Origin of the sequence: Lacimonas salitolerans, from assembly GCF_042677865.1 — a bacterium.
Classification (GTDB): Bacteria; Pseudomonadota; Alphaproteobacteria; order Rhodobacterales; family Rhodobacteraceae; genus Lutimaribacter; species Lutimaribacter salitolerans.
Genome location: NZ_JBHUDD010000055.1, coordinates 37,129 through 60,301, shown reverse-complemented (window position 1 = coordinate 60,301; position 23,173 = coordinate 37,129). Strand labels below are relative to the sequence as shown.

Here is a 23,173-nt window from a genome sequence, read left to right as displayed (position 1 = left end):
CGTTCTCATCCTGATTGACGCTGGATTCTCAGCCTGTTTTTCGCGCGGCACTTTTCCTTCTGTTACGCCTCACTGCGATATGTGGCGTGATATGGTGCCCTGCGAAGATCTTTCTTGCCGCCCCGAGCGGCCCCGGCAAACATGACTGGCCAACACCGGCGAACCCCCAACGCGCCGACTGCAAGACCCATCGCCAACCAAACGTAGGCGGCAATGGCAAGACCGAACAGGGATTTCTCGATTAAGCCCGCACCAAGGGCGAAATGCCACCCGGTCTGTGCGAGTTTTCAAATCAGGAAAGCGAGGCTGCGCAGAGGGAACGCGACGTGGACCTGGATCGCGTAGTCAGGCGCGACCAACGCGCGATCGATGACCTTGTCATCAAAATCACTCAGTCGCGACGTGTCTTGATCCGTGCGCTCACGTGGGCCAAGTCGATAAGAATGCCACTCGTCCGTCCAGGGTGCATCTGCATTTGTGCCAAGGTCAGACGACCTTTCTTGGCCAGAGCCTGACTGCGGGCAGCGGCTACAGTTTGGCGGTGTTCCGAAACCGCGCTGACACCCCGTAGCGTCACTGCCAGACCTTGCGCGCTGGCATGCCCGGCAGCGATGCATCACGACGAAGGGGCGACCAATGTCACCCCTCCCATCGCATCAAAAGAGATCAGTTCTCCCAGTAACCGCCTTCACGGTCCCGGCTGAACTGCTCGAACTCCTGCTCGTCCATCGCGCCGTCGCGGTTCCGGTCATAGTAGTTGAAAACGCCGGCGTTGTATTCGCTCTCGGTGATCATGCCATCATTGTCGGCATCCAACGCGCTGAACGGCGTTCCGGACTCCTCGAATGTCGAGGCCCAGGTCTGGGTGAACTCGTCCTGGTTCAGAGCACCGTCCTTGTCGAGATCCCATCCGGTAAGGCCTTGCGCGACCGCCGGGCCTGCGGCCAGCGCGGTGACGACAGCACTGAGTCCAGCAAGTTTCTTGAGGTCGATAAGCATGTGGTTTCTCCTTTGTTTCGGTGTCGACGTGTCGCCGACTACTGACTCAACGAAGATACTCGATAGATGTTCCATTTTCGTCAGAAGCGGCAAGATGGCACCGGCATTCTCGCCGGGGACCAACGGGCTCGTCCGCGCTGCCGTCACAGACCGGCGGCTATGAAACTTTGTCGAAGGTTGCCTGCATGGCGCAATCGCGGCCACCGGGATTCGCAGGAACTGGAGCTTCTCGGGGTCACCGTCTCATAAAAGCCTGTTCGTCTGCGCCGGATGCAACCCGATCGTCGGGACAAGGCTCACCGGGTCAGAATTGCGGGCCCTGGAAGTCGTCGAGCGTGACCACGGATAGAAGCCTCATGCACGGTGCCGAAATCTCGGCCATCCGTGCCTTGGGTAAGTTGCCTTGCGCAGAACGGTGCGAAGGATGAGGAAAGGTCAGCCGGTTTTCGGTCGGGGCAGACGACGTGGGAATGAACAGATAACGGATTCGCATCGGACAACAGGACAGCAGTTAGCAACATCCGCGCGTCGACCACATTCACCCTCTGAATGGTCCGGGGGCCAGGCCCGGCCAACTGTTTCAGTCTGCGGGCGCTTGAAAAGTTAAGATCATGATATGGTTGGATTTTTAATTGGTCGGAGTGAGAGGATTCGAACCTCCGGCCCCTGCCTCCCGAAGACAGTGCTCTACCAGGCTGAGCTACACTCCGACCGTGGCGCGGGGAATAGACCGCGCCGGGGGCTTTGGCAAGGGGTGATCTTGCCAAAGCGGTGGGGATAGACGCGCGCGCAAGCCCTTACAGGCTGGCGTCAAGGGCGGCGACGATGGCATCGCCCATTTCGGTGGTCGAGACGGGTGTCACGCCCTCTTCGCCCAGCAGATCGGCGGTGCGCAACCCGTCGGCCAGCACCTTTTCAACCGCGGATTCGACCCGGGCGGCCTCGGCCCCCTGATCAAAGGAATACCGCAGCGCCATGGCAAAGCTGAGCACGCAGGCGATGGGGTTGGCCTTGCCCTGTCCCGCGATGTCGGGGGCCGAGCCGTGTACGGGTTCATACAGCGCCTTGGGCCGGCCATTCGCCATCGGTGCCCCCAGGCTGGCCGAGGGAAGCATCCCAAGGCTGCCGGTCAGCATCGCGGCCAGATCCGACAGCAGGTCGCCGAACAGGTTGTCGGTCACGATCACGTCGAACTGCTTGGGCCAGCGGGTCAGCTGCATGGCACCGGCATCGGCATACATGTGTGACAGCTCGACATCCGGGTATTCGGCCTGATGCACCTCGGTCACGACCTCGCGCCACAGCACGCCCGATTCCATCACGTTGGCCTTTTCCATCGAGCAGACCTTGTTGCCACGCTTGCGCGCCAGTTCGAACGCGCTGCGCGCGACGCGGGCGATCTCGGATTCCGTATAGCGCTGGGTGTTGATGCCGACACGCTCGTTGCCATCCTTGATGATGCCGCGCGGCTCGCCAAAGTAGATGCCGCTGGTCAGTTCGCGCACGATCATGATGTCGAGGCCGGCCACCACGTCCTTTTTCAGGCTCGAGAAATCGGCCAGCGCGTCAAAGCACTGCGCCGGGCGCAGGTTGGCATACAGGTCCATCTCCTTGCGCAGGCGCAGCAGGCCGCGCTCGGGCTTGACGCTGAAATCCAGCGCGTCATATTTCGGCCCGCCCACGGCCCCCAGCAGTACGGCATCGACCTCTTGTGCCTTGGCCATCGTGTCGTCGTGCAGCGGTGTGCCGTGCTTGTCATAGGCGCAGCCGCCGACCAGATCCTCGGTCACGTCAAAGGTCATGTCGCGCTTGGCACCGAACCAGTCGATGATCTTGCGCACTTCGGCCATGACTTCGGGGCCGATCCCGTCACCGGGCAGGATAAGAAGCGATGGGTTGGTCATGTCGGGCTGTCCTTCGTCTGCATTATTGTTGCCGATGGCGTATCGCCCGGCGCGGGCGGGGTCAAGAAAGCACGGCAGGCAGCGCGCGGGTCAGCAGATCCCAGATGCGGGCGATGCGCGGCGTGTGGCGCGTGGCCTGCGGCGCCGCCAGCCACAGCGGCAGGCCGGGGATCGGCAGGTTCAGGTCGATCACCTCCAGCTCTGGGTCGCGGTCGATCAGGTGGCGCTGGCCAAATCCCAGCCCGCAGCCCGCGCGCACCAGTTCGAAATAGGTCGGCTGGTCATCGCAGCGGATGGCGAACCACTCGCGCGTGGCCGGATACCCCAGGTCGCGCATCCCGCGCAGGATCAAGTCGGAGCGGTCATAGCCGATCAGGGAATGGGTCAGCATCTGCTCGGGCGTTTCGGGGCGACCGTGCCGGTCCAGATAGCGGCGGGCGGCGAAGACCGCGACCGGCAGGTCGCCCAGATGCCGGGTGACGATGTCCAGTTGCGTGCTGCGGAACATCCGCAGGGCGATATCCGCCTCGCGGAACAGCAGGTTCTCGGCGCTGTCTGACGGCACAAGATCGATGGCGATCTGCGGCTCGGCCCGGCGGATCTGCGCGATTATCGGCGGCAGGATGTAATGCGCCACGATCTTGCTGGCGGTCAGGCGCACGGTGCCGCGCAGGGTCTGGTCCTGCCCCGCGGCGGTCAGGCTCAGGGCGCGGGCCGCGGTCTGCATGTCGTGTGCGGCGGGCAGCAGGGCACGGCCCGCCGGAGACAGGACCAGCCCGCGCGGATGGCGGGTGAACAAAGGCGTGGCCACCTGATCCTCTAGCTGCTTTATCTGGCGGCCTATGGTGGGCTGGCTGGTGCCCAGCCGTCGCGCGGCAGCCGATAGCGAGCCGGTATCCGCCACCGCCAGAAAAGCAGGGATCAGCGACCAATCGAGGGTATCGGGCAGATTGTCCATTCATAAATGAATGACAGATATTGAAAGTATGTCAATTTCCATGCGCATATGTTTGGCGCAATCTGGCTGCACACATCACAGCACAAGGACAGTCAGATGACCGGAACCCTTCTTTTACTCGGCGCCAATGGCCGTTTCGGAACCAATATTGCCAAGGCCTTCAAACGGGCGGGCTGGCAGGTGCGCGGTTTCGATCGGGCGCGCGACGACCTAGACCGCGCGGCCGCAATGGCGGATGTGATCGCCATGGGCTGGAACCCGCCCTATCACCGCTGGGCCGCGGAAATGGCGGATCAGCACGCGCGCGTGCGCCGTGTTGCGCTGCGTCATGATTGCACGGTGATCCTGCCCGGCAATGTGTATGTCTATGGCGATCAAAGCGGCCCGGTCTGGGATCAGGACACGCCGCATCGCGCCACCAATCCGCTGGGCCGGTTGCGGATCGAGATGGAGGCGGCCTATCGCGACGAGGGCGTGCGCACGATCCTTTTGCGCGCGGGCGACTACATCGACACCGCCGCCTCGGGCAATCTGTTCGACAAGGTGATGGCCCACCGGATCGGGCGTGGCGTCTTTTTCTACCCGGACAGGGCGGATATCCCGCATGCTTGGGGCTTCTTGCCCGATTTTGCGCGCGCATGCCTGGCGCTGACCGAGGCGCGCGATACGCTGCCGCGGTTCGCCGATATCCCGTTTCCCGGCTATACCCTTACGGGGCAAGACATGGCTGCGGCGTTGGCGCGCGTGACCGGACGCGCGATACGGCTGCGGCCGCTGCCGTGGTGGCAACTGCGGCTGGCGCAGGTGGTCATGCCGTCGATCAAGGGCAACTTTGAAATGCGCTATCTGTGGTCGCTGCCGCAGCGTCTGGATGGAACGCTGTTGGACACGCTGTTGCCGGGGTTTCAGCACACGCCGCTGGACGATGCGCTGGCGCAGGCGATCGCGCCGCTGCATCAATCCGGGGTGGCCACGCGGATGTCGGCCCAGACGGCGCGGTGACGGCTGGCACTGGCGACGGTGTCGGCCAACGGATCATCGTCGTCGGGCCAGAACACGCCGCTGTCCGTCACGGTCAGATCGGGCGAGGGCAACAGGTAGCTGACCCGCATCGCGCCGAGCCCGATGCCGGACCAGTCCACCGTAGCCGCGCCCCATGCGCCCTGCGGGGTCAGCGGGGTCAGGCGCGGATCGGCCAGCAGGGCGCGGATCGCGGCGCGTCGGCCGCTGCTGCGATCCGGGTCAAGATTGGCATCGCCCAGCACCACAAAGCCCGCACCGGGGGCAGGGCCAAGCGCGCCGTCAAGATAGACCTGCCAGAACCGGATCTCGTCGGCGTTGCGCAAACCGTTGCGATCCTCGGGGCCGTCGAACACCGGGGGGGTGGCGTGAAAGCTCAGCAGCCACAGCCGCCCGCCCGACGTGTCCACGGGCACGGCCCAATGGGCGGTGGTGGACAGGCGCTGCACCTCTTGCGCGGCTTGCGACGGAAAGGGCTGGCCCTCTAGCACCGGCAACCGTGCGCCCGGCAGATCGCGCCACAAAAGGGCAGAATGATCCTGCGCGGCGTCATCGTCAAAAGCAAAGCGCGACAGGATCAGCATGCCGCCCTGACCGCGAAACAGGCCATAGCCCTGCGCATCGCGTGCGCGCCCGGTGCGCCCGTCGCCATCCATGTCCAGCCCGGTCGGCACACCGGTATTGGGGGGGCGGGCAAAGGCGTGATCCAGAACCAGCCCGGCATCGGCCAGCGCCGACTGCAGCGCGCGGGCGGTGGTCAGCCCGGCGTCGTGATCGACCCCTTGCAGAACAAGGATATCGGGGCGCAGCGCGGCCATGACAGCGATCACCGCCCCGACCTGCGGGTCACTGCCCTTTAAGATATCGCGCAGCAGCAGTCCGGGGCCCTTGCGGTGGAGTTCGGAGTTGAAGGTGGCGACGCGGATCGTTTCGGCCTGTGCCGACGCAGCGGCCAGCCACGCGATCAGAGCGATCAGATGAACTGCCAGTCTTCCGCGCGACGCGCGGTTTCGGTGTGGGCATCGCCCTCTTCCGCCTCGGCGGCGGCATAGGCGCGCTGCCGCTTTTGCAGGATCAACTGCGCGATGCGGTTCATCGCCATTCCGCGGATCATCAGGCTGGCCGGAAAAATGGCCCATAGGCACACCACCCAGATCAAGGTTTGCGGGTCGCTCAGCACCAGCGGGTCGAAAAAGCCCGACACCAGTTTGCTGACCGCCGGGATGCAGAATGGCAGCAGGAACCCTAATACAAGGTTAACCAGACCGTGCCGCTGCAACCGGGTGACCACATCGCGCCCCGCCGTGGGGTCAAACAGGGGCAGGTTCACCCAGACATTGAAGGCGCCGGTGCGCGCGGGCCAGCCGGTGACGCGCACCAGCAGGAAGAACACGCCTATGATGATCATCCCCATGAGATAGGCAAAGCCGGCGGCGTCGCGCAGGGTCGCCACCAGATCGGGCGGCGCGTCGGGCGGCAGCATCATCACCATCAGGCGCACGGGCGAGAACGGCACATCCAGCACATCCGCGCTGAGCCCGGCAAAAGAGGCGGCAATCTCGGCCAGCGTGCCGGTGGCGGCGGTATCGGCGCAGACAGCACAGAGCACGGCGATTGTCAGAAACGCCGCTCCAAAGCGCAGGCGGTTGATCGGCGGGGCATACCGGAACTCGACAAAGCTGGGATAGGCGCTGTTGTATTCCAGAAACACCAGCAGGGCGATTACGAGGGCGATCAACACGACGATCTGCGTGCCATCCTGACTTGCGCTGGGCAGCGCAAGTGCGGGCAATGCCACAAGCACAGCCGCAAGAATGGCGCGCACAAGCGCGTTGATCAGTTGAGCAATCACTGCCCGTTCCCCTCAATCTGGCCGGGCGCGATGCATTGCCGCCCCCTGTGTCCAACTTGATGCCGCCGGTTGTGGCGGTCTGCCTCAATAATGCCCAATTTCTGCCTACTTTCGCCCAAATCCTCAAGACGCCCTTGATAATGGCACGATCATTGGGGCGGTTTCATGGAGAAACTGGTGCGGGAATGCATCATTTATGCGCGGCAATTATGTAAAACCGCGTGAAATCCCAATATCTTGTGGGGCAGAGTTAAACGCACACAAGCGCCACAGAGGTTAACGCGTCCGGGGATTTGTGCCCGGACACGCAACAATGCTCAGACCCAGGGGCGGGCCTGGGTGGCTGCGGCCTCGAAGGTGTCGATGGCGGCGGCCTTTTCCATGGTCAGGCCGATGTCGTCCAGACCGTTCACAAGGCAGTGTTTCTTGAAACTGTCCACCTCGAAGCTGAACACCTCGCCGTCCGAGCTGGTGACGGTCTGGGCTTCGAGGTCGATGGTCATCCGCGCGTTCGAGCCTTTTTCGGCGTCCTTCATCAGCACATCCACCGCCTCTTGCGGCAGGATGATGGGCAGGATGCCGTTCTTGAAGCAGTTGTTGTAGAAGATGTCGGCAAAAGACGTTGAGATCACTGTCTTTATTCCGAAATCCTTGAGCGCCCAGGGCGCGTGTTCGCGCGAACTGCCGCAGCCGAAATTGTCGCCGGCCACCAGGATTTCGGCCTCACGGTACTGCGGCTTGTTCAGCACAAAGTCAGCGTTTTCATTGCCTTGGCGATCATATCGCATCTCGTCGAACAGGTTCACGCCAAGGCCCGAACGCTTGATCGTTTTCAGGAACTGCTTGGGGATGATCATGTCGGTGTCGATATTGACCAGCGGCAGGGGTGCCGCGATCCCGGTGAGTTTTTCGAATTTTTCCATGTTACCCTCCTTGGGGCAGATCGGACCGAAACCGCGATGCACGGGCCATGCACAATCGATGCACATGCCATGCAGACGCGACCCGGCCCGCAAACTGTGGGCTGACCCCCGCGCAGGACGCGCGGGGGCGGGGCAGATCACGCCGGTTGCGGCGCAGGCGCGGGGTGCATCAGGTCGCGCACATCGGTCAGGCGGCCGGTGATGGCCGCCGCCGCCGCCATGCCGGGCGACACCAGATGGGTGCGGCCCTTGTAGCCCTGACGCCCTTCGAAGTTGCGGTTGGAGGTCGAGGCACAACGCTCGCCCTCGGCCAACTGATCGGGGTTCATCGCCAGACACATGGAACAGCCCGCCAGACGCCATTCGAACCCGGCGTCGCGGAAGATGTCGGCCAAGCCTTCCTCTTCGGCCTGGGCGCGCACGAGGCCCGAGCCGGGGACGATCATGGCGCGCATGCCGTCCTTGACCTTCTTGCCCTTGAGGATGGCCGCAGCAGCGCGCAGGTCCTCGATCCGGCCATTGGTGCACGAGCCGATGAACACCGTGTCGATCTCGATGTCGGTCAGTTTCTGGCCCGGAGTCAGCCCCATGTACTCCAGCGCGCGGCGCACGCCTTCGACCTTGCCGCCGGCGAAGTCCTCGGGCGCGGGCACGCTGGCGGTGATCGGCAGCACGTCCTCGGGGCTGGTGCCCCAGGTGACAACCGGCGCGATATCATCGCCCTTGATCGTCACGACCTTGTCCCAATGGGCGTCGTCATCGGAATAGAGTGTTTTCCACCACGCCAGTGCGGCCTCCCATTGCGCGGCCTTGGGGGCGTGGGGGCGGCCCATGACATACTCATAGGTCTTTTCGTCGGGCGCGATCAGGCCAGCGCGTGCGCCGCCCTCGATCGCCATGTTGCAGACGGTCATGCGGCCTTCCATCGACAGGTCGCGGATCGCCTCGCCGCAGTATTCGATCACATAGCCGGTGCCGCCGGCGGTGCCGGTCAGGCCGATCACCGACAGGGTGATGTCCTTGGCGGTCACGCCAGGGCTCAGCTTGCCGGTGATTTCCACCTTCATGTTCTTGGATTTCTTCTGGATCAGCGTCTGGGTGGCCAGCACGTGCTCGACCTCCGATGTCCCGATGCCATGGGCCAGCGCGCCGAACGCGCCATGAGTGGCGGTGTGGCTGTCGCCGCACACAACGGTCATCCCCGGCAGGGTCCAGCCCTGTTCGGGGCCGACGATATGCACGATGCCCTGACGCACATCGGAGACCGGGTAGTAATGGATGCCGAATTCCTTGGCGTTGGTGTCCAGTGCGGCGACCTGGATGCGGCTGTCCTCGGGCATCTGGTCGGGGTTGTTGCGGCCCGGGGTGGTGGGCACGTTGTGATCGGGCACGGCAATCGTCTTGTCGGGCGCGCGCACGGTGCGGCCGGTCATCCGCAGCCCTTCAAAGGCCTGCGGGCTTGTCACCTCGTGTACGAGGTGGCGGTCGATATACAAAAGGCAGGTGCCATCGGCGTCTTCGTGGACGACATGGGCGTCCCAGATCTTGTCATACAGCGTTTTGGGGGACATCGGACCTCTCCGGTTTGTCGTGTGGGGTCATGGCGGTGAACACGGTGAAATCGGGCGCACGGGAACATGCGGCCGGGGATTGGGGCGCGCAGGCGCACCCGGGCCGCGTCATCGACGGGCCAGCACCGAAAGCGATGCGCCGAAAAACCGCCATGGCAGCCGGGCGCGATCATCCATGTCAAATATCCGTGTCATGCAAGCGCAGATATACCTCTGCCGGTGGACTCGCAAGCCTTTGTGCCTTGCCGATGGCCTCTGGCACCGCCAAACTGTGCCCATGAACCCTGACGAGACGCCAGCCGCCCCAGTCGCAGCCTCGGACCTGCTGGAAATCGGTGAAAGCCTGCTGATCCGGGGCGAGGCGTTTCTGAACACCTTTGCGCGGCCCTGGAACGGATACCAGTTGCTGATCGCACTGGCGGTGTTGCTGGTGGCGCATCTGCTGGCCAAACCGCTGGCGGCGCGCTGGGACGCCTGGCTGCGCAGCCGCGAGAACTGGCCGATGTGGCGCAGGCGGTTCGGGCTGATGGTGCGCAACCGGATGCGGCTGATCGTGTACGTGATCCTGATCTGGGTCGTGATCTGGACCATGCGCGAGATGACATGGCCCTCGCGCAGCTATCTGCTGGGGATCATCGGGCAGCTGGCCTTTGCCTGGTTGCTGATCACGGTGGTGTCGCGGCTGATCATCAACTCGTTCCTGCGCAGCGTGGTGCGCTATGCCGGCTGGGCCTGGGTCACCCTGTCGATCGTGGGGCTGACCGATGATGCGCGCGCCGTGCTGGACAGCATCGCGGTCACGCTGGGCGAGACGCGGCTGTCGCTGTGGATGGTGCTGCAGGCGGTGGCGATCATCGCGGTGCTGTTCGTGGTGGCGCGGTTCGTGTCCGTCACCTCGGCCAGCCGGATCCGGCGCAACGAGGATATCAGCCCCTCGATGCAGGTACTGGCGGTCAAGTTCCTGCAACTGATGCTGTATGGCGCGGCGTTCTTTACCGGGCTGCGCATGGTGGGCGTGGACCTGACAGGGTTGGCGGTGCTGTCGGGGGCGATCGGTGTCGGGCTGGGTTTCGGCCTGCAAAAGGTGGTGTCGAACCTGGTGTCGGGGGTGATCATCCTGCTGGACAAGTCGATCAAGCCGGGGGACGTGATCTCGTTGGGCGAGACCTTTGGCTGGATCAACACGCTGGGCGCGCGCTATACCTCGGTCGTCACGCGGGACGGGCGCGAATACCTGATCCCGAACGAGGATCTGATCACCGGGCAGGTGGTCAACTGGTCGCATTCCAACGATTTTGTGCGGCTGGATATCCATTTCGGCACCGCTTATGGCGACGATCCGCACAAGGTGCGCAAGGTCGCGATCGAGGCCGCGATGAGCGTGGACCGCGTGCTGGTGTCGAAACCGGCGGTCTGCCACATCGTGGGCTTTGGCGACAGCAGCGTGGACTACATCCTGCGGTTCTGGATCACCGACCCCACCGGGGGGCTGACCAACATCCGCGGCAACGTCTATCTGGCGCTGTGGGATGCGTTTCAGGCGCATGGCATCTCGATCCCGTTCCCGCAGCGCGAGGTGCGGGTGCTTGAGGAGGGCAGGGAGTTGCCGCAATGACACGCGCGGCGCATTGACATTGTTTTTTCGCGGCGCCGTTGCTATTTTAGCCCCAAGCTCAGCACCGGGGCACTGACGGTGCGCAGTATAGGAGGACGATGTCCTGTCACTTATCGCAGATGCGGCCATGTCCGCGCCAAGCGGGGCACCGATGACCGGCGCCCGGAAAATTGCCACCAGCGACCTGCTGCTGGACCGTATCCTGACATCACTGGATGAAGACAAGGCCGAGGATGTTGTGCAGATCGATCTGCGCGGCAAGACCTCCATCGGCGATCACATGGTGATCTGCTCGGGGCGGTCGTCGCGGCAGGTGTCGTCGATCGCCGAGAAACTGGTGGAACGGCTGAAGTCCGAGTTCGGCATCGCGGTGCGGACCGAGGGCAAGGAAACCGGCGATTGGGTGCTGATCGACACCGGCGACGTAGTGGTGCATGTGTTCCGCCCCGAAGTGCGCGAGTTCTATCAGCTTGAGAAGATGTGGCTGCCGACGGGGCAATCGGCCGGACCCGCCCCGGTCTGAATGCGCGTCTGTATCTGCGCGGTGGGCCGCCTGCGGGCGGGCCCCGAACGCGCGCTGATCGACGATTATCTGAAACGGTTCGACCGCACGGGGCGGGGCCTTGGCCTTGGCCCTGCGCAGGTCATCGAGGTCGAGGATCGCAAGGGCGGCGGCATGTCGGCCGAGGCGGCGCTGCTGGCCCGCGCGGTGCCGGGCGGTGCCACGATCTGCGCGCTGGATGAACGCGGCGCGGTGATGACCTCGCCCGTCTTCGCGCAGATGCTGGCGGGCTGGCGCGATCAGGGGCGGGGCGACGTGGCCTTTGTCATCGGCGGGGCCGATGGGATCGCGCCCGACCTGCGCGCCCGCGCCGATGCCGCGCTGAGCTTTGGGCAGATGGTCTGGCCGCACATGCTGGCGCGGGTGATGCTGGCCGAGCAACTGTACCGCGCCGCGTCGATCCTGGCGGGCAGCCCGTATCACCGGGCCTGACGATCACCTGACCGGAGCGGACACCGGAAAATCAAGGATTCTCCGGCCCGGTTTCTTTTGAAGAAATCGGCGGGCGCAAGTGTCACACCGCTCGGCGGCGCAGCCGGTGGCGCAGGCCAAGCCCGGCAAACAGCAGCGCCGCCAGCACCAGGGCGCCCAGCAGGAACAGCGCCAGCGCGGCGATCATGGCAGGCAGCGCCGCCAGCCCGGGCAAGGCCCCGGCCAGCACCGGGTGCAGCGCGCCGGTCACGGCCACCCAGCCCATCGTCAGCCCCAGCCAGCCCAGCACCAGCGCCAGCGCGGGCAGCAGCGCGCCGCGCAGCGCAGGCGCGCGCAGGGCGCGGCGCAGGGCGGTGACCTGTCGGCCGACATCGGCCTGCATCGCCATCAGCGCGGGCACCACGATCAGCACAAGCACCATGCCGAAGCCCAGGCCATAGACCAGCGTGATCACCGTGGGTTTGAGGAACTGCGCCTGTTGCGAGCCTTCGTAGAGCAGCGGTGACAGGCCCAGAACCGTGGTCAGCGTGGTCAGCATCACCGGGCGCAGCCGGTCCGCCGCCCCGTCGATGATCGACGGGATCAGCCCGCGATCCTCGGCATACTGGTCGATGGTGGTGACCAGCACGATGGAATCGTTGATGATGATCCCGGTCATCCCCAGCAGGCCCACCACGGTGAACATCGACATCGGCACATCCCAGACGTAATGCCCCCAGATCGTGCCCACCAGGCCGAAGGGGATGATTGCCATCACCACGATGGGCCGGGTCCAGCTGGAAAATACCCAGGCCAGCACGATGTAGATTCCGGTCAGGCACAGGATCAGGCCGGTTCTGGCGTCGGAGAGAAAGTCATCCTCCTGTTCCGACAGGCCAGACATGCGCCATTCGACCTGCAGGCTGGCGGCGATGTCGGGCAGGATATCGGTCTCCAGCGCCTGCATCACCTCGGCGGCGCGGGCGGGGTCATCCTCGGAGATGTCGCCGGTCACGGAAATCAGCCGGATGCCGTTTTCGCGCCGTACGGTGGAAAAGCCGGTGCGGCGGTCGACGCTGACGATCTCGGCCAGCGGCACGTAGATGCCCGAGGGCGTTCGCATCTGCATCCGGTCGAGGAAATCGGCGGTCAGCTCGTCCTCGGGCAGCTGCACGCGGATCTCGGCGCTGCGCGGGCCGTCGGGAAAGGTGGCGGCCTCGCGCCCGTTCAGCCGGTCGCGCAGAACCCGGCCCACCGCGTCGATGGTAAAGCCCAGCGACTGGCCCTGCGGGGTCAGGTCAAGGATCAGCTCCTCCTTGTCATAGGCCAGGTTGTCCTCGACCGCCGAGACCTCGGGAAAGCGGCCAAGCGCCTCTTTCAACGCTTCGCTGGCGTTCTTGAGCACATCGGCGCTGGCCCCATAGAACTGCACGTCCAGCGCGTCGCCACCGGGGCCCGAGCGTCCGCCGCGAAAGCTGACGACCTCGGCCATCGGGGTCTGGCGCACCGCGTCCTGCAATTCGCCCACGAACTGAAAGCTGGAATAGGGGCGCAGATCGGCGTCGATCAGCTCGATCGAGATGCCGCCCAGCAGGTCGGCATCCTTGGTGTCTGTGCCGGGCAGGCCGCGCCCGGCGTTGCCGCCGATCTCGGCCAGCACGAAATCCAGCGGATTGCGGCCATAGCGGTCTTCGTAGTCGCGGCCCAGATCCTCGGCGGCGCGCTGCATCTCGCGCATCATCTCGAGCGTGTCGGCGCGGGTGGCCCCGGGCAGCATGGCGAAATTGCCGGTCACGCTGCCCTGTTCGGGGGCGTTGAAAAAGCGCCACTGCACATCGCCGCGCGCGAACATGGCGATCTGGCTGGCCAGGATCAGGATCGTTGCGGCCATCACCGGATAGCGTGCCCAGATCACGACCCTCATCAGCGGGCGGAACAGGCGGTCGCGCACCCATTCAAAGCCCCGGTTCACGGTGCGCGATGGCACGTCGTACCAGTGCTCGCGGACCGAGTGTTTCAGCGCGCCCGCCATGTGATGCGGCAGGATCAGGAAGCATTCGATCAGCGACGCGGCCAGCACCACGATCACGGTGAACGGGATGTCCGAGATCAGGTTGCCGAACCGCCCGCCGATGGCGACAAGCGCGAAAAAGGCGATCACCGTGGTCAGCGTGGCGGAAAACACCGGCATTGCCATGCGGCGCGCGGCATTCTCGGCGGCGACGACGGGGGATTCGCCCAGTTGCCGGTGGCGCGCATCGGCATGTTCGCCCACCACGATGGCATCGTCCACAACGATGCCCAGCGTGATGATCAGCGCAAACAGCGAGATCATGTTGATGGTCAGCCCGGCGGCATACATCAGCGCGATGGCGGTCAGCATGGCCACCGGGATGCCCGCCGCCACCCAGAAGGCGGTGCGCGCGTTCAGGAACAGAAACAGCAGCGCCAGCACAAGGCCCAGCCCCATCAGCGCGTTGTCGATCAGGATGTCCAGACGGCCGCTGATCTGTTCGGCGCGGGTGCGGATCAGGTCGATGCTGACGCCTTGCGGGACGGTTCCGGCCATGTCGCGGGCCACGTCCTCGACCTGTCGCTGGATCGCGATGGCGTCGCCATTGGCCGAGCGGTCGACACGGACCGTCATGGCCGGGTTGGGGCCGACGAAATAGCTGCGCAGGCGGGTCGTGCCCTCGACCCGGATGTCGGCCACGTCGCCCACGGTCAGGGTCGATCCGTCGGGGTTCGACCGCAGCACGATGCCTGCGATCTGGTCGGGGTTGCGTTTTTCGATGCCGGTGCGCACGCGGGCGTTGGCCCCGGCCACGTCGCCTGCGGGGTTGGCATCGACCTCGGCGGCGATGGCGGCGGCGATCTGCTGGATCGTCACGTCATGGGCCATCAGGTTGACCGACGGCACCTCGATCATGGTGCGCGGGGCGGCGATGCCACGGATGCTGGTGCGGGTGACGCCCGCGGCGAACAGCCGGTTCACCAGCTCGTCGGTGAACAGGGCCAGCTGTTCGGTGCCGACCGGGCCGGTGATGACGATGTCGGTGACCTGATCGAACCAGACGCCGCGCCGGATCTCGGGGTCTTCGGCCTCGGCGGGCAGGGTGGTGACGCTGTCGATGGCCTGTTGCACATCGTCGCTGGCGCGGCCCATGTCATAGCCGGGTTCGAACTCCAGCCGGATCGAGGCGCGGCCTTCGAAGGACGAGCTGGAACTGCTTTCGACGCCCTCGACGGTCAGCAGCGCGGGTTCGAGCAGTTGCACGATGGCGCGGTCCACGTCCTCGGCCCCGGCGCCCTGCCAGATCACGGAAATCGAGATGTCATCGACCACCACATCGGGAAAGAACTGCGCACGCATCCGCGGCACGGCGGCGATGCCGATGACCAGCAGCACGACCAGCAGCAGGTTGGCGGCGGTGCGGTGGCGGGTGAAATACGACAGGATGCCGCCCGCGCTATCGGGGATCTGGCGGGCCACGATCAGCCCCCCATCCGGGATTCAAGCCGCTCGACCATCTGCGCGGGCACCTGCGGTTCCTGCAGGCGGGCGAGGATCGAGGATTTGATCTCGGCGGGCATGGCGGAATTGGCCTCGACATAGGCCATCAGGCGGGCGCGGCGGTCTTCGGTGAGTTCCAGCATCGTCTGGGAGTCGGGCGGGGCCTGCGCGCCGCGATCGTCGCTGCGCAGGGGGCGGACCTTGATACCTTCGCCCAGCAGGGGCGAGCGTTCGCGCACCACCTCGGACCCGGCCAGACCGTCGCCGCGCAGCAGCACGTCGTCGCCCTGACGGCGCACCAGCGCGACGGGCAGGGGGGTCAGCCGGTCATCTTCGACCAGCACCAGCACGGTGCCATCGGCGGCAAGCGACGTGGCGGGCAGGCGGACGACATCCCCGATCTCGGGCTCGGTCACGCGGACGGTGACGAAATCGCCGGGCTTGAAGCCGCGGGCCTGATCCAGCCGGGCAAAGATCAGCCGCCCGGTCTGGCCCTCGCCCACGGCGGCGCTGTCGCGGGTCAGAACACCGGTCGCGTCCAGCCCGATGCCCATGACGTTCAGGGTGACGGTGACCGGCAGGGGCGCCAGCCGGCCGTCATCATCCAGCAGCCGGGCGTATTGCGGGGTCGAGATGCGCAAGGCGACCTCGAGCGCCGTGTCATCCACCAGTTGCGCCAGTTTCTCGTTGGTCGAGACCAGACCACCCTGCACCGCCGTCACATCGGCAAGGCTGCCGTCGAATTGCGCGCGCATCTCGGTGTCGTTCAGGCGGCGCTGCGCCTCGGCCATGGCGATGCGGGCGCGGTCCAGTCGGGTTGCCGCCTGATCCACCCGCGCCTGCGCGGTGCTGAGCGCCTGACGACGGGTCAGCACGGCCTGCCGCGCAGAGGATGCCGCCAGTTCGGCGGTTTCCACCGCCGCCGCGGTGCCGACGCCGCGCTGCTCCAGATCGACCTGACGCTGGAACGCACGTTCGCGCAGATCGGCCTGTTCGCGGGCGGCGGCCAGTTCATCCTCGGCCAGTCCCAGCGCGCGGGTGGCTTCGCGCCCGTCGGCCTCGGCGTCCTGCACGTCGGATTGGGCGCGATCAAACGCCGATTGGGCGTCCGCCGGGTCGATCCGCAGCAGCAGGTCACCCGCCTGCACCTGCGCGCCTTCCTCGAAATCCGGGGAGAGTTCGATCACCGTGCCGCTGGCCGCGGCCCGGATGTCGAGTGTGCGGCGGCTTTGAATCTGCCCGAAGGCGGTCAGCACCGGGGCCACGGTTTCGGCCCGCGCCAGATCGACGTTGACGGCAAAGACCCGCTCGCGCTGCGGCGGCATGCGCGGTTCGGCGTTCATGCGGTCCTGCACGGCGTCGCGCACCAGCGAGCCGGCAAAGACCAGCAGGGCCAGAGTGACGGAAACCAGAAACAGCCCGGTCAGGCTTTGCCGCAGAAAACGCATGTTGTGTCAGACCCTTGCAAGGCGGGAAACCCACGATGAGACAGTTTAGCCGTTGGCGTGGTAAAGCCAAGGCACAAGGGTGTTACGCATGGTCGCGCTATTTCCGTCGCTTGTGTTCGTCCAGCCGGGGCATGATTTCCACGAAATTGCAGGGACGGTGGCGGTAATCCAGTTGATAGTGCAGGATTTCGTCCCACGCATCCTTGCAGGCCCCGGTGCTGCCGGGCAGGGCGAACAGGTAGGTGCCGCCCGCCACGCCGCCCGTGGCGCGTGACTGCACCGCAGATGTGCCGATCTTCTGCATCGACACGAGGGTGAACACGGTGCCGAAAGCGTCAATTTCCTTTTCATAGACGTCGCGATGCGCCTCGACCGTGACATCGCGCCCGGTCAGGCCGGTGCCGCCGGTGGAAATCACCACGTCCACATCCGGGCTGTCGATCCATGCGCGCAGTTGGGCGGCGATGGCATCGCGTTCATCGCGCACGATCCTGCGGTCGGCCAGGAAGTGACCGGCGCTTTCCAGCCGCTGCACCAGCGTGTCGCCGGATCGGTCATCCGCGATCCCGCGCGTGTCGCTGACGGTCAGGATGGCGATGCGGACGGGGATGAATTCCCGAGACTCGTCGATGCGCGACATGGGATTCCTTACAGTTCGAACCAGTTGGGCGTCGGGCCAAGGTTGTGGGCATGGGTGTCGCCGATGCGCCCCGACTGGCCCCAGCTGTCGTGGATGTGACCGAACAGGGCCAGATCGGGCTGCACGCGTTCGATGGCGGCGCGGATCGCGGTGGACCCCACCGATTGCCCGCCCGAGGTGACATCGCCCACGCCCTTGGGCGGGGAATGGGTGATCAGCAGGCGGCAGCCGTCGGCGGGCTTGAGCATCTCTGCCGCCTCGTCCTCGGACAGGTCGCAGGACCAGTCGCCAAAGGGTGTCGTGGGCACGCCATAGCCAAGGCCAAAGATGCGCAGCCCGTTCACCTCGGTCGCCTCGCCATGCAGCACGGTCATGTTGAGGTCGGCCGCCTTGCGCAGCTCTTCGATGCTCTCGGCGTTGCCGGGCACGATGACCATCGGGGCCATGATGCCGTGCAGCATCTCCATCGCGTCCTCCAGCCCCTCGCGCATGGTGCAGAAATCGCCCGCCCCGATGACCAGATCGGCCTCGGTGCTGGATTCGACCAGCGTTGCGGCGTGGCGGGCGGAAAGGTGCAGATCGGAAAAGGCAAGGATGTGCATTACGACGCGTCCAATCGGGATTTGAGGGAAAGCAGGTCCGCCCATGCCTCGCGCTTGGCCAATGGCGTGCGCAGCAGGTAGGCGGGGTGGGTCATCGGCAGGGCGGGGCGGTCAAAGGCGCTGTCCCATTGCCCGCGCAGGCGCAGGATGCCGCGTTTGCCAAGGGCGGCCTGACAACTGATGTTGCCCATCAGGATCACGAAATCTGGCGCGGCCAGCGCGACATGGCGCTGCACGAAGGGCAGCATCATCGCGATTTCCTCGGGCTTGGGGTCGCGGTTCTGCGGCGGACGCCAGGGCAGGACGTTGGTGATATAGGCGGCGCGGGCGGGGTCGTCGCTGTGCCGGTCCAGCCCGATGGCGGCCAGCATCCGGTCCAGCAACTGCCCGGCGCGGCCCACGAATGGCTTGCCCTCGCGGTCCTCGTCGCGACCCGGGGCCTCGCCCAGGATCAGCACGCGGGCACCGGGGGTGCCATCGGCAAACACGAGGTTGCGCGCGCCGCGTTTCAGATCGCAATGGTCATAGGCGGCAAGGGCGGCGCGCAGGGCGGGCAGGTCGGGGGCGGCCTGCGCCAGATGCTGCGCCTCGGCCACGGGATCGGACGGTTGGGCGATGTGCGGGGCGGCCGTTTCGACGGGCGGGGCGGCGGTTTTCGGCCGGGCCGGGGCCTCGGACGGCAGGTCATAGCGGTTGACGGGGGCATCACAGATGGCATCGACCGCGCCAAGCTCGATCTGCCAGTGCAGGGCGGCCAGCGCCGCGCGGGTGTCTGTTGCCGATTCCATGCCGTCAATCTAGGCGGCGGCGGGCATGGCGGAAAGGGCTAGCCGTCATCGCGTGGTGCTGCGGCCCGGCGCAGCCGGTCGTTGATCGCCGCGCCCAGCCCGGTGTCGGGGATCGGGGCCACGGCGATGCCGGTGATGCCGGGGCGGTCCAGCGCATGCAGATGGGCAAAGAGGTTGGCGGCCGCCTGCACCAGATCGCCGCTTTCCGACAGGTTCAGGTCGCAGGCCATGGGGCCGAAGCCCAGCATCACCTCGCCCGCACGGGTCTGCGTGGCGTTCAGCCGCACCCGGGCACCCGGCGCGTAATGCGAGGTCATCTGGCCGGGCGCGGTGATCTGGCCATCGGTCGCGTCGGCCAGCGGGCAGCCTGTTGCGATTTCCAACGCCTCGCGCGGGATGCCGCCGGGGCGCAGCAGGGTGGGCGGGCCTGCCAGCCCCAGAATCGTGCTTTCCAGCCCGACATCGCAGGGCCCGCCGTCGATCACCGCGTCGATCCGCCCCGACAGACCGGCCAGCACATGCGCCGCACTGGTCGGGCTGATCCGGCCCGAAGGGTTGGCCGAGGGCGCGGCCACCGGCCCGCCAAAGGCGCGCAGCACCGCGCGGGCCAGCGGATGGGCCGGTACGCGCAGCGCCACGGTGTCCAGCCCGGCGGTGACCAGCGGCGACAGCCCGTGACCGGCGCGCAGCGGCAGGACCAGCGTCAGCGGACCGGGCCAGAACGCATCGGCCAGCCGCTGTGCGGCGTCGGACCACAGCACATAGGCTTTGGCATCAGCAGTATCGGCCAGATGCACGATCAGCGGGTTGAAGCTGGGCCGCCCCTTGGCCTGATAGATTCGCGCCACCGCGGCGTCGCTGCGCGCGTCGCCAGCCAGACCGTAAACCGTCTCGGTCGGCAGGGCGATAAGCCGCCCCTCGGAAAGCAATTCCGCGGCGCGGACAATGCCCGCCCTATCCCCTTGCAAGACTTCGGTTTCTGCCATGTTCTGACGCCGCGTTTCGATTGATGACTGCCTGCTGCCCCCTACTCTGGGACGCAAACCAACCGCATACAGGCCGCCCGGCCCCTTGCCAAGCGGCCGCCGCAGGAGAGACCCCATGCCCTATCGCGCCCCGGTCACGGATTTTCGTTTTATCTTTGAAAACGTGTCGGATTTCGCCGCCGTGCAGGCGACAGACCGCTTTGCCGATGCCAGTCCCGACATGATCGAGGCCATTCTGGAAGGCGCGGGCCGCATCGCCGAGGACGTGCTGGACCCGCTGCGCCGCGTCGGGGACATGCAGGGCGCGCGGCTGGAGAACGGCGTGGTGCGCACGCCCGATGGCTTCAAGCAGGCGTTTGCCCAACTGGCCGAGGGCGGCTGGATCGCCCTGTCGGCGGGGCAGGAACATGGCGGCATGGGCCTGCCGATCAGCATCACCACGGCGTTCAACGAAATGGCGGCGGCCACGGCGATGTCTCTGGGCCTGTGCCCGCTGTTGACCCAGGGCCAGGTCGAGGCGCTGGAGCATCACGCGAGTGACGAGATCAAGCAGATGTACCTGCCGCGGCTGATCAGCGGCGAATGGACCGGCACGATGAACCTGACCGAACCGCAGGCGGGGTCGGACGTGGGCGCGCTGACCACCAAGGCCGCACCGAACGGCGATGGCACCTATGCGATCACCGGGCAGAAGATCTATATCACCTATGGCGATCACGACATGGCGGAGAACGTCTGCCATCTGGTGCTGGCGCGTTTGCCCGATGCGCCGGGCGGCACCAAGGGCATCAGCCTGTTTCTGGTGCCCAAGCTGATCCCCGACGATCAGGGGCGGCCCGGCGTGGCCAACGCGCTGAAGGTGGTCAGCCTTGAACACAAGATGGGCATTCACGGCAGCCCCACGGCGGTGATGCAGTATGACGGCGCTGTCGGCTGGCTGATCGGCGAGCAGAACAAGGGCATGGCGGCGATGTTCACGATGATGAACAACGCCCGGCTGGCGGTGGGCGCGCAGGGGGTGGGCTGTGCCGAAGGGGCCTATCAGCACGCGCTGGCCTATGCGCAGGACCGCAGCCAGATGGGCCGGATCATCGATCATGCCGATGTGCGCCGGATGCTGCTGACGATGAAGGCCGATACCTTTGCCGCCCGCGCCATCGCGGTCAATTGCGCGGTGGCCATCGACATGGAAACCGCCACCCACCACGAAAGCTGGCGCACGCGGGCGGCGCTGCTGACGCCCATCGCCAAGGCGTTCGGCACCGATGTGGGCTGTGACGTGGCCAGCATCGGCATCCAGATCCACGGCGGTATGGGGTTCATCGAGGAAACCGGCGCGGCGCAGTTCCTGCGCGATGCGCGGATCACCCCGATCTACGAGGGCACCAACGGGATTCAGGCGATGGACCTTGTGGGCCGCAAGATGATGGATGGCGGCGAGGCCGCGTTCCGCCTGCTGGACGAGATCGAGGCCGACGCCGAGCGCGCCCGCGCAGACCTGCCCGATCTGGCCGAGCCGGTCTGGCAGGCGACCGAGTCGCTGCGCGAGGCGGTGGAATGGCTGGTGGCGCAATCGGACATGCGCACGCGGTTTGCCGGGTCGGTGCCGTTCCTGCGCGCCTTTGCCCGGGTGCTGGGCGGGTATTACCACATGCGCGCGGCCATGGCCGAAAAGGGCCAGGGCCCGCGCACCAAGCTGGCGCGGTTCTATGTTGCCCGGCTGCTGCCGGAACATGCCGGGCTGCTGACCCATGCGATGGCAGGGGCCGAGGATCTGTACGCGCTCAGCGTTGACGAGCTGGCGGCATGATGGATGGCGCGGGCCACGGTGTCCGCTATCCTTGGGCCTCGGCGCCGGATGCGGGGCAGACGATCGAGGTGGCCGAGGGCGTGCTGTGGATCCGGCTGCCGCTGCCGATGAAGCTGGATCACGTCAACGTCTATGCGCTGGACGAGGGTGATCGCTGGACCATCGTGGACACCGGCGTGAAAACGCGGATGACCGTCGATCTGTGGGAGGATGTGCTGCGCGGGCCGTTGTGGGGCAAACCGGTGGGCCGCGTGATCCTGACCCATTATCACCCCGATCACGTCGGCATGGTCGGCTGGCTGATGGAGCGGTTCGGGGCCGAGCACTGGACCACGCGCACCGCCTATCTGACCGCGCGGATGCTGATCCTGGATGTCGAGGATGCGCCCAGCCCGCAGGCGGTGCAGTTCTGGCGCGATGCCGGGATGGATGCCGCGATACTGGACAAGCGGCTGTCGGAGCGTCCGTTCAACTTTGCCGATCTGGCGCATCCGCTGCCCACGGGGTTTACCCGCGTGCAACAGGGCGACGTGATCCGCGCGGCGGGGCGCGACTGGGATGTGCATATCGGTGGCGGCCACGCGCCCGACCACCTGACGCTCTGGAGCCGCGACGACTCCCTTGTGATCGCGGGCGATCAGATCCTGCCCTCGATCAGCCCCAACATCGGCGTGCACCCGGCAGAGCCGCTGGCCGATCCGCTGGCCGACTGGCTGGAAAGCTGCGCGCGGCTGGCCCTGCTGGCGCGCGAGGATCATCTGGTGCTGGGCGGGCACAAGCTGCCCTTTACCGGGCTGCCGATGCGGATGCACCAACTGGCCGAGAACCACCACGGCGGGTTGTCGCGCCTGCGCGATCATCTTGCGACGCCGCGCCGCGCCTCCGAATGCTTTCCGCCGCTGTTCAAACGCACGATCGATGCTGGCGTCTACGGCCTGGCCCTGTCGGAAACCGTGGCGCATCTGAACCATCTGCTGCATGCGGGGCAGGCGACGCGCATGCGCGGGACGGATGGCGCGTGGCTGTGGCAGACAACCGAGCAGGGCGCATGAGCGACACCAGCATCAGCACAACAGCCGAAGCCCACGAGGCCGCCGCCATGCCGCGCCGGCACGAGGCGCATACGGATCCCGGCTCTACATCCAGCACGACGCAGCCCGCCGGCGTGACCGACAAGCCGATGGCGCGCAAAAGCCCGGCGGAATGGGCTTATGAACGGTTGATCCTGTACATCCAAACCTTCGAGGAACAGCTGGATTCCGAACACGAAGTCGCCATCGGCCTGACCGGCAGCGACGTCGGCATCCTGCGGATCGAGGGCATGGGCTTCTTTGACCCCGATATCCTGACCTTCTACGGCTCGGATCCACGGGGCGGCAAGGCGCAGCTGATCCAGCATGTCAGCCAGTTGAACGTGACCTTGCGCGCCATGCCGAAACTGGCCAAGAAGGACCCGCCGCGCCGGATCGGGTTCCGGCTGGTGCGGGATCTGGAAAACGGCTGAACGGTCGTGCTTGATGCGTGACAGCGCGGTTTTAATCCGCTAGTCACGGCCCCGACTGCTTACAGG

20 protein-coding genes and 1 tRNA gene are annotated in these 23,173 nt (G+C 66.0%); 7 read left to right on the top strand and 14 right to left on the bottom strand.

Annotated features, from left to right (window positions below; translation table 11 throughout):
- Positions 1-666: 666 nt before the first annotated feature.
- The 4 genes from ACFTOW_RS10540 to ACFTOW_RS10525 form a co-directional block, all read right to left on the bottom strand.
- Complete coding sequence (locus ACFTOW_RS10540; protein ID WP_379915410.1) at positions 667-999, bottom strand: EF-hand domain-containing protein; 333 nt, start codon at positions 997-999, stop codon at positions 667-669.
- Positions 1,000-1,632: 633 nt separating this feature from the next.
- Positions 1,633-1,709 (bottom strand) — tRNA-Pro (locus ACFTOW_RS10535).
- A gap of 87 nt (positions 1,710-1,796) precedes the next feature.
- Positions 1,797-2,903, bottom strand: a complete 1,107-nt coding sequence (gene leuB, locus ACFTOW_RS10530) for a 3-isopropylmalate dehydrogenase (protein ID WP_379915408.1) — start codon at positions 2,901-2,903, stop codon at positions 1,797-1,799.
- A 61-nt stretch (positions 2,904-2,964) separates the two neighbouring features.
- Complete coding sequence (locus tag ACFTOW_RS10525; protein ID WP_379915406.1) at positions 2,965-3,861, bottom strand: LysR family transcriptional regulator; 897 nt, start codon at positions 3,859-3,861, stop codon at positions 2,965-2,967.
- A gap of 96 nt (positions 3,862-3,957) precedes the next feature.
- On the opposite strand from ACFTOW_RS10525, the gene ACFTOW_RS10520 reads away from it, so the two are divergent.
- Positions 3,958-4,863, top strand: a complete 906-nt coding sequence (locus ACFTOW_RS10520) for a Rossmann-fold NAD(P)-binding domain-containing protein (protein ID WP_379915404.1) — start codon at positions 3,958-3,960, stop codon at positions 4,861-4,863.
- On the opposite strand, the gene ACFTOW_RS10515 is transcribed toward ACFTOW_RS10520, so the two are convergent.
- The 4 genes from ACFTOW_RS10515 to leuC form a co-directional block, all read right to left on the bottom strand.
- Positions 4,818-5,711 (bottom strand): endonuclease/exonuclease/phosphatase family protein, encoded by an 894-nt coding sequence (locus ACFTOW_RS10515; protein WP_379915402.1) that lies wholly within the window; start codon positions 5,709-5,711, stop codon positions 4,818-4,820. The two genes, ACFTOW_RS10520 and ACFTOW_RS10515, sit on opposite strands and share 46 nt — an antisense overlap.
- A 143-nt stretch (positions 5,712-5,854) precedes the next feature.
- A complete protein-coding gene (locus tag ACFTOW_RS10510) occupies positions 5,855-6,733 on the bottom strand; it encodes a hypothetical protein (protein ID WP_379915400.1) in 879 nt (292 codons plus the stop codon).
- A 317-nt stretch (positions 6,734-7,050) separates the two neighbouring features.
- Positions 7,051-7,656, bottom strand: coding sequence for a 3-isopropylmalate dehydratase small subunit (gene leuD, locus ACFTOW_RS10505; RefSeq protein WP_379915398.1), 606 nt, complete (start codon positions 7,654-7,656; stop codon positions 7,051-7,053).
- A gap of 137 nt (positions 7,657-7,793) precedes the next feature.
- Positions 7,794-9,227 carry a 3-isopropylmalate dehydratase large subunit gene (gene leuC, locus ACFTOW_RS10500; protein WP_379915396.1) on the bottom strand — a complete coding sequence of 478 codons (1,434 nt, stop codon included), beginning with the start codon at positions 9,225-9,227 and terminating at the stop codon, positions 7,794-7,796.
- Positions 9,228-9,504: 277 nt separating this feature from the next.
- On the opposite strand from leuC, the gene ACFTOW_RS10495 reads away from it, so the two are divergent.
- From ACFTOW_RS10495 to rlmH, 3 genes are all read left to right on the top strand, one after another.
- Positions 9,505-10,842 (top strand): mechanosensitive ion channel family protein, encoded by a 1,338-nt coding sequence (locus ACFTOW_RS10495; RefSeq protein ID WP_379915394.1) that lies wholly within the window; start codon positions 9,505-9,507, stop codon positions 10,840-10,842.
- Positions 10,843-10,969: 127 nt separating this feature from the next.
- Positions 10,970-11,365, top strand: coding sequence for a ribosome silencing factor (gene rsfS, locus ACFTOW_RS10490; protein WP_379915392.1), 396 nt, complete (start codon positions 10,970-10,972; stop codon positions 11,363-11,365).
- Positions 11,366-11,836: a 23S rRNA (pseudouridine(1915)-N(3))-methyltransferase RlmH gene (gene rlmH / locus ACFTOW_RS10485; RefSeq protein WP_379915390.1), complete on the top strand. Its 471-nt coding sequence runs from the start codon at positions 11,366-11,368 to the stop codon at positions 11,834-11,836.
- Between the two features lie 82 nt (positions 11,837-11,918).
- Here rlmH and ACFTOW_RS10480 read toward each other — a convergent pair whose 3' ends face one another.
- The 6 genes from ACFTOW_RS10480 to ACFTOW_RS10455 all read right to left on the bottom strand — a co-directional run bounded on the left by ACFTOW_RS10480 (position 11,919) and on the right by ACFTOW_RS10455 (position 19,793).
- Entirely contained in the window at positions 11,919-15,308 is a 3,390-nt protein-coding gene (locus ACFTOW_RS10480; RefSeq protein WP_379915388.1) for an efflux RND transporter permease subunit, read from the bottom strand.
- A 2-nt stretch (positions 15,309-15,310) separates the two neighbouring features.
- Entirely contained in the window at positions 15,311-16,777 is a 1,467-nt protein-coding gene (locus ACFTOW_RS10475; protein WP_379915386.1) for an efflux RND transporter periplasmic adaptor subunit, read from the bottom strand.
- A 97-nt stretch (positions 16,778-16,874) separates the two neighbouring features.
- On the bottom strand, positions 16,875-17,417 hold the full coding sequence (gene moaB, locus ACFTOW_RS10470; RefSeq protein WP_379915384.1) for a molybdenum cofactor biosynthesis protein B: 543 nt from the start codon (positions 17,415-17,417) through the stop codon (positions 16,875-16,877).
- Between the two features lie 8 nt (positions 17,418-17,425).
- Entirely contained in the window at positions 17,426-18,019 is a 594-nt protein-coding gene (locus ACFTOW_RS10465) for a metallophosphoesterase family protein (RefSeq protein ID WP_379915382.1), read from the bottom strand.
- Positions 18,019-18,807: a uracil-DNA glycosylase gene (locus ACFTOW_RS10460; protein ID WP_379915380.1), complete on the bottom strand. Its 789-nt coding sequence runs from the start codon at positions 18,805-18,807 to the stop codon at positions 18,019-18,021. The genes ACFTOW_RS10465 and ACFTOW_RS10460 overlap by 1 nt, the downstream gene beginning before the upstream one ends.
- Before the next feature lie 38 nt (positions 18,808-18,845).
- Positions 18,846-19,793, bottom strand: coding sequence for an L-threonylcarbamoyladenylate synthase (locus ACFTOW_RS10455; protein WP_379915378.1), 948 nt, complete (start codon positions 19,791-19,793; stop codon positions 18,846-18,848).
- 115 nt (positions 19,794-19,908) lie between these two features.
- Here ACFTOW_RS10455 and ACFTOW_RS10450 point away from each other — a divergent pair, with 115 nt between their 5' ends.
- Genes ACFTOW_RS10450 through ACFTOW_RS10440 form a run of 3 tightly spaced genes read left to right on the top strand, consistent with a single transcriptional unit; the run spans position 19,909 to position 23,107 of the window.
- On the top strand, positions 19,909-21,603 hold the full coding sequence (locus tag ACFTOW_RS10450) for an acyl-CoA dehydrogenase (protein WP_379915376.1): 1,695 nt from the start codon (positions 19,909-19,911) through the stop codon (positions 21,601-21,603).
- The gene (locus tag ACFTOW_RS10445; protein WP_379915374.1) at positions 21,600-22,655 is read left to right on the top strand and encodes an MBL fold metallo-hydrolase; all 1,056 of its coding nucleotides are present in this window, start codon (positions 21,600-21,602) and stop codon (positions 22,653-22,655) included. The genes ACFTOW_RS10450 and ACFTOW_RS10445 overlap by 4 nt, the downstream gene beginning before the upstream one ends.
- Complete coding sequence (locus ACFTOW_RS10440; RefSeq protein ID WP_379915372.1) at positions 22,652-23,107, top strand: DUF6173 family protein; 456 nt, start codon at positions 22,652-22,654, stop codon at positions 23,105-23,107. Before ACFTOW_RS10445 ends, ACFTOW_RS10440 begins: the two co-directional genes overlap by 4 nt.
- Positions 23,108-23,173 lie beyond the last annotated feature (66 nt).